15 protein-coding genes are annotated in these 13571 nt (G+C 51.6%); 7 read left to right on the top strand and 8 right to left on the bottom strand.

The window, feature by feature from the left end; translation table 11 throughout:
- Positions 1–22 precede the first annotated feature (22 nt).
- Together cbpA and cbpM are read left to right on the top strand one after the other, a co-directional pair.
- Positions 23–943: a curved DNA-binding protein gene (gene cbpA / locus ACJHXA_RS00305; protein WP_000420631.1), complete on the top strand. Its 921-nt coding sequence runs from the start codon at positions 23–25 to the stop codon at positions 941–943.
- Positions 943–1248, top strand: a complete 306-nt coding sequence (gene cbpM / locus ACJHXA_RS00300) for a chaperone modulator CbpM (RefSeq protein WP_000024560.1) — start codon at positions 943–945, stop codon at positions 1246–1248. The genes cbpA and cbpM overlap by 1 nt, the downstream gene beginning before the upstream one ends.
- A gap of 92 nt (positions 1249–1340) precedes the next feature.
- Here the strand turns inward: cbpM and torD are convergent, their stop codons facing one another.
- Genes torD through torC form a run of 3 tightly spaced genes read right to left on the bottom strand, consistent with a single transcriptional unit; the run spans position 1341 to position 5655 of the window.
- The gene (gene torD / locus ACJHXA_RS00295; RefSeq protein ID WP_000209869.1) at positions 1341–1940 is read right to left on the bottom strand and encodes a molecular chaperone TorD; all 600 of its coding nucleotides are present in this window, start codon (positions 1938–1940) and stop codon (positions 1341–1343) included.
- A complete protein-coding gene (gene torA, locus ACJHXA_RS00290; RefSeq protein ID WP_001062101.1) occupies positions 1937–4483 on the bottom strand; it encodes a trimethylamine-N-oxide reductase TorA in 2547 nt (848 codons plus the stop codon). The genes torD and torA overlap by 4 nt, the downstream gene beginning before the upstream one ends.
- Positions 4483–5655: a pentaheme c-type cytochrome TorC gene (gene torC, locus ACJHXA_RS00285; protein WP_001230242.1), complete on the bottom strand. Its 1173-nt coding sequence runs from the start codon at positions 5653–5655 to the stop codon at positions 4483–4485. Before torC ends, torA begins: the two co-directional genes overlap by 1 nt.
- 129 nt (positions 5656–5784) lie before the next feature.
- Here torC and torR point away from each other — a divergent pair, with 129 nt between their 5' ends.
- Positions 5785–6477 carry a two-component system response regulator TorR gene (torR, locus tag ACJHXA_RS00280; protein WP_001120112.1) on the top strand — a complete coding sequence of 231 codons (693 nt, stop codon included), beginning with the start codon at positions 5785–5787 and terminating at the stop codon, positions 6475–6477.
- Here torR and torT read toward each other — a convergent pair.
- A complete protein-coding gene (gene torT, locus ACJHXA_RS00275; protein WP_001264933.1) occupies positions 6450–7478 on the bottom strand; it encodes a TMAO reductase system periplasmic protein TorT in 1029 nt (342 codons plus the stop codon). The genes torR and torT overlap by 28 nt on opposite strands.
- Before the next feature lie 82 nt (positions 7479–7560).
- Between torT and torS the strand changes: the two genes are divergently transcribed.
- Positions 7561–10305, top strand: a complete 2745-nt coding sequence (gene torS / locus ACJHXA_RS00270) for a TMAO reductase system sensor histidine kinase/response regulator TorS (RefSeq protein ID WP_001316983.1) — start codon at positions 7561–7563, stop codon at positions 10303–10305.
- Positions 10306–10376: 71 nt separating this feature from the next.
- Positions 10377–11450 (top strand): 4Fe-4S binding protein, encoded by a 1074-nt coding sequence (locus tag ACJHXA_RS00265; protein ID WP_000818479.1) that lies wholly within the window; start codon positions 10377–10379, stop codon positions 11448–11450.
- 47 nt (positions 11451–11497) lie between these two features.
- Here the strand turns inward: ACJHXA_RS00265 and ACJHXA_RS00260 are convergent, their stop codons facing one another.
- Genes ACJHXA_RS00260 through cspG form a run of 4 tightly spaced genes read right to left on the bottom strand, consistent with a single transcriptional unit; the run spans position 11498 to position 12277 of the window.
- Entirely contained in the window at positions 11498–11671 is a 174-nt protein-coding gene (locus tag ACJHXA_RS00260) for a GnsA/GnsB family addiction module toxin (RefSeq protein ID WP_001019197.1), read from the bottom strand.
- On the bottom strand, positions 11661–11891 hold the full coding sequence (ymcE, locus tag ACJHXA_RS00255; RefSeq protein WP_001316982.1) for a protein YmcE: 231 nt from the start codon (positions 11889–11891) through the stop codon (positions 11661–11663). The genes ACJHXA_RS00260 and ymcE overlap by 11 nt, the downstream gene beginning before the upstream one ends.
- Positions 11866–12054 carry a cold-shock protein gene (locus tag ACJHXA_RS00250; RefSeq protein WP_071524879.1) on the bottom strand — a complete coding sequence of 63 codons (189 nt, stop codon included), beginning with the start codon at positions 12052–12054 and terminating at the stop codon, positions 11866–11868. The genes ymcE and ACJHXA_RS00250 overlap by 26 nt, the downstream gene beginning before the upstream one ends.
- 10 nt (positions 12055–12064) lie before the next feature.
- Entirely contained in the window at positions 12065–12277 is a 213-nt protein-coding gene (gene cspG, locus ACJHXA_RS00245) for a cold shock protein CspG (RefSeq protein WP_000066490.1), read from the bottom strand.
- Between the two features lie 285 nt (positions 12278–12562).
- Between cspG and cspH the strand changes: the two genes are divergently transcribed.
- Positions 12563–12775, top strand: coding sequence for a cold shock-like protein CspH (gene cspH, locus ACJHXA_RS00240; RefSeq protein ID WP_000087763.1), 213 nt, complete (start codon positions 12563–12565; stop codon positions 12773–12775).
- A gap of 441 nt (positions 12776–13216) precedes the next feature.
- Entirely contained in the window at positions 13217–13522 is a 306-nt protein-coding gene (locus tag ACJHXA_RS00235) for a threonine-rich inner membrane protein GfcA (RefSeq protein ID WP_001295358.1), read from the top strand.
- Positions 13523–13571 lie beyond the last annotated feature (49 nt).

Below are 13571 nucleotides of genomic sequence, written 5' to 3'. Positions count from 1 at the left end.
TTGATTTACGCGAGATAACGCTATGGAATTAAAGGATTATTACGCCATCATGGGCGTGAAACCGACGGACGATCTCAAGACAATCAAGACCGCCTATCGTCGACTGGCCCGCAAATACCATCCTGATGTCAGCAAAGAACCGGATGCCGAAGCCCGCTTCAAAGAGGTCGCTGAAGCCTGGGAAGTGTTAAGTGATGAACAACGTCGCGCTGAGTATGATCAGATGTGGCAACATCGCAACGATCCGCAATTTAACCGTCAGTTCCATCATAGCGACGGTCAGAGTTTTAACGCCGAAGATTTTGACGATATCTTCTCGTCAATTTTCGGTCAGCATGCCCGCCAGAGCCGTCAACGCCCCGCCACACGCGGCCACGATATTGAAATCGAAGTGGCGGTATTCCTCGAAGAAACGCTTACTGAGCATAAGCGTACCATCAGCTATAACCTGCCGGTTTATAACGCCTTTGGCATGATCGAACAGGAAATTCCGAAAACGCTGAATGTCAAGATCCCGGCGGGCGTCGGCAATGGTCAACGCATCCGTCTGAAAGGCCAGGGGACGCCGGGCGAAAACGGCGGTCCAAATGGCGATTTGTGGCTGGTGATTCATATTGCGCCACATCCGCTGTTCGATATTGTCGGCCAGGATCTGGAAATTGTGGTGCCGGTTAGCCCGTGGGAAGCGGCGCTGGGTGCTAAAGTCACCGTTCCAACACTGAAAGAAAGCATTTTGCTGACTATCCCGCCAGGCAGCCAGGCCGGGCAACGATTGCGCGTTAAAGGCAAAGGTCTGGTGAGCAAAAAACAGACCGGCGATCTGTATGCGGTACTGAAAATCGTGATGCCGCCGAAACCGGATGAAAACACTGCCGCGCTGTGGCAGCAACTGGCAGACGCCCAGTCGTCTTTTGATCCACGTAAAGATTGGGGGAAAGCATAATGGCTAATGTTACGGTGACTTTTACTATTACCGAATTTTGCCTGCATACCGGCATCTCTGAAGAGGAGTTGAATGAAATTGTCGGTTTGGGGGTGGTTGAACCGCGTGAGATCCAGGAAACAACCTGGGTATTTGACGACCATGCCGCCATCGTGGTGCAACGCGCAGTACGCCTGCGTCATGAACTGGCTCTGGACTGGCCTGGGATCGCGGTGGCGCTGACGTTAATGGATGATATTGCGCACCTGAAGCAGGAAAACCGCCTGCTGCGCCAGCGACTTTCCCGGTTTGTAGCTCATCCGTGATGTGTGTTTGCCGGATGTGATGACGCATCCGGCAACTGCCCCATAATGCCTGATGCGACGCTAAACGCGTCTTTTCAGGCGCACAAACGACGTTATCTGTTTTGGTGGTCGCTCTCCACTAACACCAGCAATAACTGGCTTAGTGCCGCGTAAAAACCAAAGCTGTCATACTGACGACAACGCACAACAAACTCTGGTAACCATTGCCACAGCGCCGTCAGTGTTTTTTGCCGCAAACTGTCGATTCTTCGCGCAGGAACGGTCCCCTCTCCCAGCGAAAAATGCAGATGGCTGAGCAATTCGAGATAGATCGCCAGATGATCTGCCGGTTCGTTGAAATTGCCGCTGGTTTCCATCCCTGCCTCAACTAACAAGCGTTTAATCTCTTGCTCGTCCTGTTTGTAGGCCGATGCATACGGCAGCGCCGCTTGTTTGTCGGTCATCAGAAACAGGCCGCAAAAGTCAGCGGCCAGTTCCAGACGGGCATCGTCACGTACTGTCAGCGTGGCAATACAGTTTTCCAGCTCATTCACCGCCGCAGCCAGCGGCGGTTCGCTTTTCAGCAACGAAAACCATTCAGCCATCTGCGCACTGGCGATTTGCGTCAGTTGTTCATCGTCCAGTTCACGGGAGAACAACTGCGCCAGCCAGGCGTAAACACAGGCAATCTGTTGTGCTGTCAGCGTGGTCATGATTTCACCTGCGACGCGGGAACATATTCGCACTGCGCCACCATCTCCACAGGGCCGTTAAACGCCGTCACCTGCTCCACTGCTCCATTGTACTTCTCAATTTCCACCAGCGTAGTGTGCGCACTGGTCGCCTGCGCCAGCTGCGAAGTACCGATGTCGATGGTCAGCACGTTGGGGTTACCGTATTTGCACAGCGCACCAGGCTCGCCGCCTTTATCTGGATCGTACCATGCCCCTTCGTGAATTCGTGCCACGCCGGGTGCATAGCGGTCAGAAACTACTGCCCCTGCCAACACCTGACCGCGAGCGTTAAAGACGCGTACCACATCACCGTTACGAATACCGCGCGCGCTGGCATCCTGCGGGTTAATGAACACTGGCTCTTTACCCGCTACCGTATATTGCTGACGCAGAGTTTCCGACTCACATAACTGCGAGTGAAGTCGGAAATCCGGATGCACAGATTGCAGATGCAACGGATACTTCTGCGAGCCGGGCCCACCGTGGGAGCGTTCGATTTTCTCAAACCACATCGGATGCCCCTGACAATCGTCGTAGTTCATATCGGCGATGGTTTTCGAGTAGATCTCAATCAGGCCACTCGGCGTGCCCAGCGGTTCGAGATCCGGATCTTCGCGGAATGCCTGGTGGCGAACAAACATCTGCGGATGGTCAAACTCGACGTACTCTTTGTTATTCCAGAAGTCATCAAACGCTGGCAGATGAACGCCGCGTCCTTTGCCTTGTTGTACACCTTCCTGCCAGATGCGTTTCAGCCAGCCCATTTCGTCCAGCCCTTCGGTAAAGGCTTCTTCGCGATTAAAGCGACGGCACAGCTCGCGGAAAATATCAAAGTCGTTGCGCGCCTCGAACTGCGGCGGCACCACCTGTTTCATGGCGATAATGCCACGGTTGGAGTGGTTGCCGTACTGGTCGAGATCGTTACGCTCAAACTGCGTGGTCGCAGGCAGCACGATATCGGCAAAGCGGCAGGTTGAGGTCCACTGGTTATCTATGGCGATAACCGTTTCCAGCTTGCGCCAGCCTTCAATAATACGGTTGATCTGCTGATGGCGATGGAATGGGTTAGTTCCGGCAAAAATACACATTTTCAGCGGCGGCAGTTTTACCGATTTACCGTTCCAGTTGATCACTTTCCCCGGTTCGAGGATCGCATCGATAAAACGGGCAATCGGAATGGTGCTGCTGTAGCCTTTGTAATCACTGTTGTCGTGAACAGGCGGAATCGACGTAGAGCCGGAGAAACCACTCAGAATAACGCCTTTACGCCCCGGCGTGCCTGCGCCGTTATAGTGCCAGCCAAAACCAAAGCCACCACCTGGCAGGCCAATTTGCCCCAGCATCGCCGCCAGAACCACAATCATCCACGCCCACTGTTCACCGTGCTGCATACGCTGCACGCACCAGCCAGCAATAATTTGCGTTCTGTTCGCCGCCATCTGCCGCGCCAGCCCACGAATGGTTTCGGCATCAATGCCGGTCAGTTTTTCAGCCCATGCGGCATCTTTCGGCTGACCGTCTTTCTCACCCAGCAGGTACGGCAGGAACTGCTCAAAACCCACACAGTAGTTAGCGAGGAAGTTTTTGTCGTACAGGTTTTCACTGTACAGCGTATACGCCAGCGCCAGTTGCAGCGGCACATCAGTTTGCGGGTTAACCGCAATGTGCTTCACATGCTCGCGCCCCAGATACTCATGGGTGGATGTGACAACCGGATCGATGCTGATGACCTCAATTTCACCGGCGGCGACTTTCGCTTTTAGCTGCGCGTAATATTCATAAACATCGTGATCCGGGCACCACCAGTTCGCTTGCTGGTTTTTCAGCAAATCAGAGCCCCACAGCACAATGGTTTTGCTGTTCTGCAATACCAGCGGCCAGGAGGTTTGCTGTTCATACACTTCCATTGAGCCAACCACGCGCGGCAGGATCACCTGCGCAGCACCGGTAGAGTAATCTCCGCCCGTACCAACGCTATTACCATGCAAGGCAATAGCTTTCGCCAGCATCCCCGAAGCGTTATGGAACATCCCCGTCGATTGCCAACCACTGGCGGTCAGCAAGGCACTCGGCCCGTGAGTTTTCTGCACGCGTTCCAGTTCTTCATAGAACATGTCGAGGGCTTCATCCCAGCTCACGCGCACAAAACGGTTATCACCGCGCTGGGAGGTATCGCTGAGATGGCGCTTACGCAGCCAGTCCACGCGTACCATCGGATAACGAATACGCGCCGCGTTGTGTACGTGATCCGGCAATCCGGCAATCATTTTCGACGGATATTTATCCAGTTCGAACGGTTTTGCCGCCACAAAGCGACCATCCTTCACCGTCGCGCGGATAGCCCCCCAGTGCGACCCGGTAAGAATGCCCTCTTTCGAGATGACAGCGTCAGTCGCCGCTTGCGCCGCAGTCGCACGGCGCGGCGTTAACAATGACGGCCCCAGCATCCCGGCGACGGTTAAGCCGCCGAGTTGTGCCAGAAAACGCCGACGTGATGCCTGAAAGAGATCGTTATTGTTCATTATTTTTCTTCCTTCTTATCGCCGTGAGCCTTACCTGCGGTGTCAGACGCATTCATTTGCAGATATTTCAACAAGGTGCGTTCTTCACGTTTATCGAGACTGGTAAAGCCAATCATGCCGTTGAGCGTGCCGATCCAACCGTTAGCGTCAAAGTGGGCGATTTCCGGTGCGCCGTGGCACTGGTTACAGGTGCCGTTGTACAACGAATCCGCATAAGCCCAGATCGGTTTGATATCGTTCACCATGTCGCCTTTCTTCATCCACGCAGTGGCCTGCAACTTGCTCCACTCGGTATTGGTGTCGGCAACGGTGGTTTTCTCCAGCGTTTTTACCTGCTGCTGCACATCACCACGAATCGAGGCAACAAAGATGCGTTTACCTGGGAATTGGGTGAGCACACGCTGACGTCCGGCGCTTTCCGTCCAGCCGGTAATTTCAATTTGCAGCCAGTCGCCGTCACGTTTAAGGACTTTCACTTCCGAAGCAGGCAGCAGAGAACCAGAGGCTTCTTTATCGCCTTTCGCCGCATAAATTGGCTTAATATCAATAGAGTACAGCGTGTCACCACTGTCATTAGCACTGGCGCGCAGCTCATCGAACTGCTTACGGAAGCCGCTACTCATATCCGGTAACTGGTGGGCAATACCTTTATGACAGTCGATGCAGGATTGATTATCTTTCGCTGCCACCTTCATCTGACGTGCCGCTTCAGGATGCTGCTTCGCATGATCCATCGCATCGTAGTTATGGCAGGAGCGGCAGGTTGCCGAGTTGTTTTCTTTCATTCGCGCCCATTCACGCTCGGCAAGTTCCGCGCGTTTGGCTTCGAATTTTTCAGGTGTATCAATGGAGTGAGCAATAAAGGTCTGGTAGATATCATTGCTCGCTTCCAGTTTGCGCTTCACCATGCCTGGAATATCCGGCGGGATATGACAGTCATGGCATTCAGCTCGCACGCCGGAGGCGTTCTGGAAATGCACCGACTGTTTATATTCTTCATACACCGGTTGCATACTGTGGCAACTGACACAAAATTCGGTTGTGCTGGTGACTTTGATCCCAACGTGTGGCAATACAATCAGCGCAATGCCAATCACAATCCCAATTGCGACCAGCGCCAGTACCGACCAACGAGCACTGGGTCGGCGTAGCGCGTTCCAGAGTTTCCGCATAATAGCCCCTGTAAAATTATGGTTTAGTGAAGCGATCTTAATGAGCAAATATGAACAGCGGCACTGGTCAGGATGAACGGCTTACGGCAGAATATGAACAGATATGAACAGAATGAGTAAAACCCTCTGATGCCACATCACATTGTTATTGTTGAAGATGAGCCGGTTACCCAGGCGCGATTACAATCTTACTTCACTCAGGAGGGGTATACCGTTTCCGTTACAGCGAGCGGTGCCGGGCTGCGGGAAATTATGCAGAATCAGCCGGTAGATTTAATTCTGCTGGATATCAACTTACCCGATGAAAATGGCCTGATGTTAACCCGCGCCCTGCGAGAACGCTCAACGGTGGGGATTATTCTGGTTACCGGACGCAGCGATCGGATTGACCGTATTGTTGGGCTGGAAATGGGCGCAGACGATTACGTCACCAAACCGCTGGAACTGCGCGAACTGGTAGTACGGGTGAAAAATCTGCTCTGGCGAATCGACCTCGCGCGACAAGCTCAACCGCACACTCAGGACAACTGCTATCGCTTTGCCGGTTATTGCCTGAATGTGTCGCGCCATACGCTGGAGCGGGATGGCGAGCCGATTAAACTGACCCGCGCAGAGTATGAAATGTTGGTGGCATTTGTGACGAATCCGGGCGAAATTCTCAGCCGTGAACGTCTGCTACGTATGCTTTCTGCGCGTCGGGTGGAAAACCCTGACCTGCGCACCGTCGATGTGTTAATTCGTCGTTTACGTCATAAACTCAGCGCGGATTTACTGGTGACGCAACATGGTGAAGGTTATTTCTTAGCCGCTGATGTGTGCTGATAAAAATAGACCGGACGAAATCCCCCCGGTGACAGCGAGCGGCGGATATGTTCTCGGTCGGCATTTTTCGGCGTCAGAACTAAAATCGGTGGGCTGACATTATCAGACACCGATTGCCCCTGTAATTGCCTGATGGCCTGCTCAACTGCCAGTTCCCCCTGCCAGACCATTTGATCGCTGGCAGCCATAATCACTCTTCCCCGCTTCAGCCCGCGATACACCTGATGTGAAAGATAAAACGACACCACGGTAAGCGGCGTTTTCAGGTTACGCCCTTCCCCCATTGCCGCCTCTGCCGCAATGGCCGTTCCGGCAACGACGTCGATTTCTGGATGGCGTTCCAGCATCTCCTGCAACAGGTTACGCTGGATTTCAATATCGTTATCACCAAGCGCAATATCAACAATACGCACCGGGCTTCCGGCAATGGCTGCGCGAAAACCCTCGACCATCTCCTTACTGCCCCCGGCGTTATCGGGTCCGGGCATCAACAGCACATTCAGTGGTTTACCGTGCGCCCATTGCACCAGATATCGCCCCGGTTGATAGCCCATCTGAAACCAGGGCACACCAACGCGGCTTTTCACCTGGGGAGCATCAATAGCATTTACCAGTTCGATCACCGGCAGACTTGCTACCTGCTTTTGCAGGTCGGGAAATGAGGTCGTGCTACTACCGAGCAAAATGGCCTCTGCGCCCCACTGTTTACACTGGTCGATTTGTGCTTGCTGGGTAGCCAACTGGCTGTAGCCGCCTGCCTCCAGCACTTTTAAATCCACACCGTAGCGGCGAGCAGCCTCCTGCATACCATAGTTCAACGATAACCAATATGAATCTTTCAGGCTGGGATAAAGCGCGCACAGTTTCCATGCGCGTTTGGCTTTAAGCGGCGTAGAGGCTTGCACCGTGAAATGCTGCGCATCATGCCAGCGCAACAGGTTATCAGCCGAAAATGCCGGCAACATGAAAAGGGAAAGAAGTAAAAATAGCAGTACGCGCATGATAGCCTCATCAATAATAAGGCTTTATGCTAGATGCATTCCGCTTTGCGACTCAACCTTTTTCACCTAAAGTGCACCGACCGTGAATTTAACCCTGACCCGAAGACTCTGGATGGGCTTTGCCCTGATGGCGCTGTTAACCCTGACCAGTACCCTGGTGGGATGGTACAACCTGCGCTTTATCAGCCAGGTGGAAAAAGACAATACTCAGGCATTGATTCCTACCATGAATATGGCGCGCCAGTTGAGCGAAGCCAGCGCCTGGGAACTTTTCGCCGCGCAGAACCTGACCAGTGCCGATAACGAAAAGATGTGGCAGGCGCAGGGGCGAATGCTCACCGCACAAAGCCTGAAGATTAATGCGTTGCTGCAAGCGTTACGGGAACAAGGTTTTGATACCACCGCTATTGAACAACAGGAGCAGGAGATCTCCCGTTCGTTACGTCAGCAAGGGGAACTGGTGGGGCAGCGTTTGCAACTGCGCCAGCAACAACAGCAACTCAGTCAGCAGATAGTCGCTGCCGCCGATGAGATCGCACGCCTGGCGCAAGGTCAGGCGAATAATGCGGCAACCTCCGCCGGAGCGACCCAGGCCGGGATTTACGATTTGATCGAACAAGATCAGCGTCAGGCCGCAGAAAGTGCACTCGATCGGCTGATTGATATCGATCTTGAGTATGTTAACCAGATGAATGAACTGCGCCTTAGCGCCCTGCGGGTGCAGCAAATGGTGATGAATCTGGGGCTGGAGCAGATCCAGAAAAATGCGCCAACGCTGGAAAAGCAGCTCAATAATGCGGTGAAAATTCTGCAACGTCGGCAAATACGCATTGAAGATCCGGGTGTTCGTGCGCAGGTCGCAACAACGTTAACTACCGTTAGCCAATATAGCGATCTGTTGGCGCTGTTCCAGCAGGACAGTGAAATCAGCAATCACCTGCAAACTCTCGCCCAAAATAATATCGCCCAGTTCGCGCAGTTTAGTAGCGAAGTCAGTCAGCTGGTCGACACCATTGAGCTGCGCAATCAGCATGGACTGGCACATCTGGAAAAAGCCAGTGCACGCGGGCAATACAGCCTGTTATTGCTGGGGATGGTTTCACTTTGCGCACTGATTCTGATCCTCTGGCGCGTGGTTTATCGCTCAGTCACGCGTCCACTTGCCGAACAAACGCAGGCGCTGCAACGGCTGCTGGACGGTGATATTGACTCCCCTTTCCCGGAAACCGCTGGCGTACGGGAGCTGGATACCATCGGGCGGCTGATGGATGCGTTTCGCAGCAATGTTCATGCACTGAATCGCCACCGCGAACAGCTGGCGGCGCAGGTCAAAGCGCGTACAGCTGAATTGCAGGAACTGGTGATAGAACACCGACAGGCACGGGCGGAAGCAGAAAAAGCCAGCCAGGCAAAATCGGCGTTTCTGGCGGCGATGAGCCATGAGATCCGCACACCGCTGTACGGTATTCTCGGCACCGCACAGCTACTGGCAGATAACCCCGCACTTAACGCCCAGCGTGATGATTTGCGGGCAATTACCGACTCCGGCGAATCGTTGCTGACCATCCTCAACGATATTCTCGATTATTCCGCTATCGAAGCAGGTGGCAAGAATGTTTCGGTCAGCGATGAGCCCTTTGAACCGCGCCCGCTGCTGGAAAGTACCCTGCAATTAATGAGCGGACGGGTGAAAGGTCGCCCGATTCGCCTGGCAACGGCAATTGCCGATGATATGCCGTGCGCGTTAATGGGCGATCCACGACGTATTCGTCAGGTTATAACCAACCTGTTGAGCAACGCCCTGCGTTTTACTGACGAAGGGTACATTATCCTGCGTAGTCGCACTGATGGCGAGCAATGGCTGGTCGAAGTGGAAGACAGCGGCTGCGGTATTGATCCCGCGAAACTGGCAGAAATCTTCCAGCCATTTGTGCAGGTAAGCGGCAAACGCGGCGGCACCGGGCTGGGGCTGACTATCAGTAGCCGTCTGGCCCAGGCGATGGGCGGCGAACTGAGCGCCACCAGCACGCCGGAGGTTGGAAGCTGTTTTTGTTTACGCTTGCCGTTACGTGTTGCCACGGCACCCGTGCCAAAAACAGTCAATCAGGCGGTGCGTCTTGACGGTTTACGTTTGCTGTTAATTGAAGATAACCCGCTAACCCAGCGAATTACCGTTGAGATGCTGAACACCAGTGGTGCGCAGGTTGTTGCTGTTGGCAATGCCGCGCAGGCTTTAGAGACACTGCAAAATAGCGAACCGTTTGCTGCCGCACTGGTGGATTTTGATCTGCCGGATGTCGACGGCATTACGCTTGCCCGACAACTGGCACAGCAATATCCGTCGCTGGTTTTGATTGGCTTTAGCGCCCATGTCATTGACGAAACGCTGCGCCAGCGTACCAGTTCATTATTCCGCGGGATTATCCCTAAACCGGTGCCGCGTGAAGTGCTCGGTCAGTTACTGGCGCACTATCTCCAACTGCAAGTCAATAACGATCAATCGCTGGATGTATCGCAACTCAATGAAGATGCTCAGTTAATGGGGACGGAGAAGATCCACGAATGGCTGGTATTATTTACACAACATGCCCTGCCGCTTCTCGATGAAATCGACATTGCCCGCGCCAGTCAGGATAGCGAGAAAATAAAGCGTGCCGCGCATCAGCTAAAAAGCAGTTGCTCGAGTTTGGGAATGCGTATCGCCAGCCAGCTATGCGCACAACTGGAGCAGCAGCCATTATCTGCCCCCCTTCCACACGAAGAAATTACACGCAGTGTTGCCGATCTGGAAGCATGGTTGAATAAGAAAGACCTGAACGCGATTTGAATCAATATCAGCCAGTTAAGAACAACTAGAATAGTGGCATTTGGTATGCAACTTAACGGACTGGCAAAATCATGGCAGAGAAAAAAAGAACCCGCTGGCAGCGGCGGCCAGGCACGACGGGCGGCAAATTACCGTGGAATGACTGGCGCAATGCCACGACCTGGCGTAAAGCGACGCAATTATTACTGTTGGCAATGAATATTTATATTGCCATCACGTTCTGGTATTGGGTGCGCTATTACGAAACGGCAAGTAGCACGACATTTGTCGCCAGACCGGGAGGTATCGAAGGCTGGCTACCGATTGCCGGGCTGATGAATCTGAAATATAGCCTTGTAACAGGTCAGTTACCGTCCGTCCACGCCGCCGCGATGCTGTTATTGGTCGCTTTTATCGTCATCAGTCTATTACTCAAAAAGGCCTTTTGCTCATGGTTATGCCCGGTTGGTACGCTTTCTGAATTAATCGGCGATCTCGGTAACAAACTGTTTGGTCGGCAATGTGTCCTTCCCCGCTGGCTGGATATTCCTCTGCGCGGCGTGAAGTATTTGCTGTTGAGTTTTTTTCTCTATATCGCGTTATTGATGCCCGCTCAGGCGATTCACTATTTTATGTTGTCGCCCTACAGCGTGGTGATGGACGTTAAAATGCTCGATTTCTTTCGTCATATGGGGACCGCGACATTAATCAGCGTGACCGTTTTGCTGATTGCCAGCCTGTTTATTCGCCATGCCTGGTGTCGTTATCTTTGCCCATATGGCGCGCTGATGGGCGTGGTTTCGCTATTGTCGCCGTTTAAGATTCGTCGCAATGCCGAAAGTTGTATCGACTGTGGCAAATGCGCAAAAAATTGCCCATCACGGATCCCGGTCGATAAATTAATTCAGGTACGAACAGTGGAATGTACCGGCTGTATGACTTGCGTAGAGTCATGTCCGGTAGCCTCAACATTGACCTTTTCACTGCAAAAACCTGCGGCAAATAAAAAAGCCTTTGCGTTGTCTGGCTGGTTAATGACGCTACTGGTTCTGGGGATTATGTTTGCGGTGATTGGTTACGCAATGTATGCGGGAGTATGGCAAAGCCCGGTACCGGATGAATTGTACCGACGCTTAATTCCACAAGCGCCAATGATTGGTCACTAAATTAGCAACAAGCGGAACATCACCTCGCACGGGTGATGTTCACAAAATCACATTATTTTGATTTTGACATCATAACTTTCAAGCCCGGTCATTTTTTCTCGTGCGGTGAAGCGAATTTCAGAGACTTCTTTCCCTGTATTCTTGTTCAGCTCGGCGATTTTTTGCGCGATAAAGTCGGCGATTTCCGTTTCGGCTTGTTTTTTTAACTCTTCAATATTCACTGTTAACCTCTTCTGGTCTTGAAAGACAGCAACACGCCAGTAAGGTGTTGGTTCCCGGTACCCTGGTCAGGTAAGAAATGTTATAAGCCATCTCCCCGAAAGATTCAATAATCAACAGGTTATCGCTTACTATACATACAGCGTTGAAGAAAAATAAGGCAGATATAAAAAAGGCTCCACGAGGGAGCCTGATATTATTTTGTGAAATCCAGCGGCGCATGGTCCGTGCGTATTTGCAGCGCGACGTTATCAAAGGTGATCATCGTCGATTTACAAAAAATACACTTAGCGCCCAAAGGGTTTCGCTCCGTCACATCGAATGCCGATGTACGGTACTGTGAACCATGACAACATGGACAGCGGAAATGGAGATGTTGAGTAATAACGGCAACCTTAGAGCGTAACAACGTTCGCTGCCGCGGGGCCACGTTGCCCCTGCTCAATAGAAAATTCAACTTTCTGATTTTCGTTCAGCGTGCGGAATTCATTGCTCTGGATGGCAGTGAAATGGACGAAAACGTCTTTGCTGCCATCATCAGGAGTGATAAAGCCAAAACCTTTATCTGCGTTAAACCATTTTACTAAACCAGTCATTTTATTAGACATATTTTACTTCCTTCATTTTGGGCCTTTCGGCAAACAGGGCTTTAATACAGAAACTACTTAGTGTTCAGGAGAGAGACTCAAAAGAAGGGGATAATGCCTGATAATGAGAACTGCTTTAGTAAACTACTTTGTATGCTGTCTGTCTTTCAAACCGACGCAGCTATTAACGCATGATAATTGAGATTAAGCAAATTTTATTTTAGCCGTCCGGCGGTCTTAAATATCGCTGGCTTTATTTTATTAACCCCGTATAGTGCAGCGCAGTATTTTCAGTAAGGAATTTGTTTGTCCCGTAAAATGACAGGAATTGTCAAAACCTTTGATCGCAAAAGCGGCAAAGGATTCATTATCCCCTCCGACGGTCGTAAAGAAGTTCAGGTCCATATTTCCGCATTCACTCCCCGCGACGCAGAAGTGCTTATACCAGGATTACGTGTGGAATTTTGCCGCGTAAATGGCCTGCGAGGACCAACAGCGGCAAATGTTTATCTCTCTTAATATGACGCTGCTTGTTTAAAGCTGACTGGTTTTATTGGAATAGTGCAATAGTCAACATCATACATTATAACATCAGTTACTTTTCCACAAAGAAACTAATCCATTTAAGCGAATATCTCTGCACCTAATAGTTATAAATGCCATTTAACAGCCAGTTATAGTACCACTTGAAACTATATTACCAACAATAATTAATAGCTTTCGTAACAATTTCCTTATCTTTAATTTGTATTTTGCTAAGATTTATCTTATGCTCACAAGTCGTATTTCCAGAGGGGGATAGTTAACAATCTTATATTTCCCTCTGCGCGCCTTTCCTACCCGCAGTATATAGTGCAAGCGGTATGAGGAAAGGGAGATTTCACAAGGATGTTATACTCAAAGTAGACAATCCTGATCTCAAGCGTACGTATTGTCCATGCGATGAATAAAGGAAAAGTTATGAAACACAAGCTTTCTGCAATCCTTATGGCCTTCATGTTGACGACGCCAGCTGCGTTTGCTGCCCCTGAAGCAACAAACGGGACCGAGGCAACGACGGGTACTACTGGCACCACAACGACCACTACCGGCGCAACCACGACTGCTACTACCACTGGTGGCGTGGCTGCTGGCGCTGTCGGCACGGCGACAGTTGTCGGTGTGGCAACGGCTGTTGGTGTGGCGACGTTGGCAGTTGTTGCAGCAAATGACAGTGGCGATGGCGGTTCTCATAACACCTCAACCACCACGTCCACTACACGCTAATACTGCTTTAACGCGTCGAAATTAAAGTTAAATGATACCCGGTTGCGAT

The sequence above is a fragment of the Escherichia sp. WS33 genome, from assembly GCF_046486385.1.
In the GTDB taxonomy this organism is placed as follows: Bacteria; Pseudomonadota; Gammaproteobacteria; order Enterobacterales; family Enterobacteriaceae; genus ECMA0423.
This window is presented reverse-complemented; position numbering and strand designations above follow the sequence as displayed.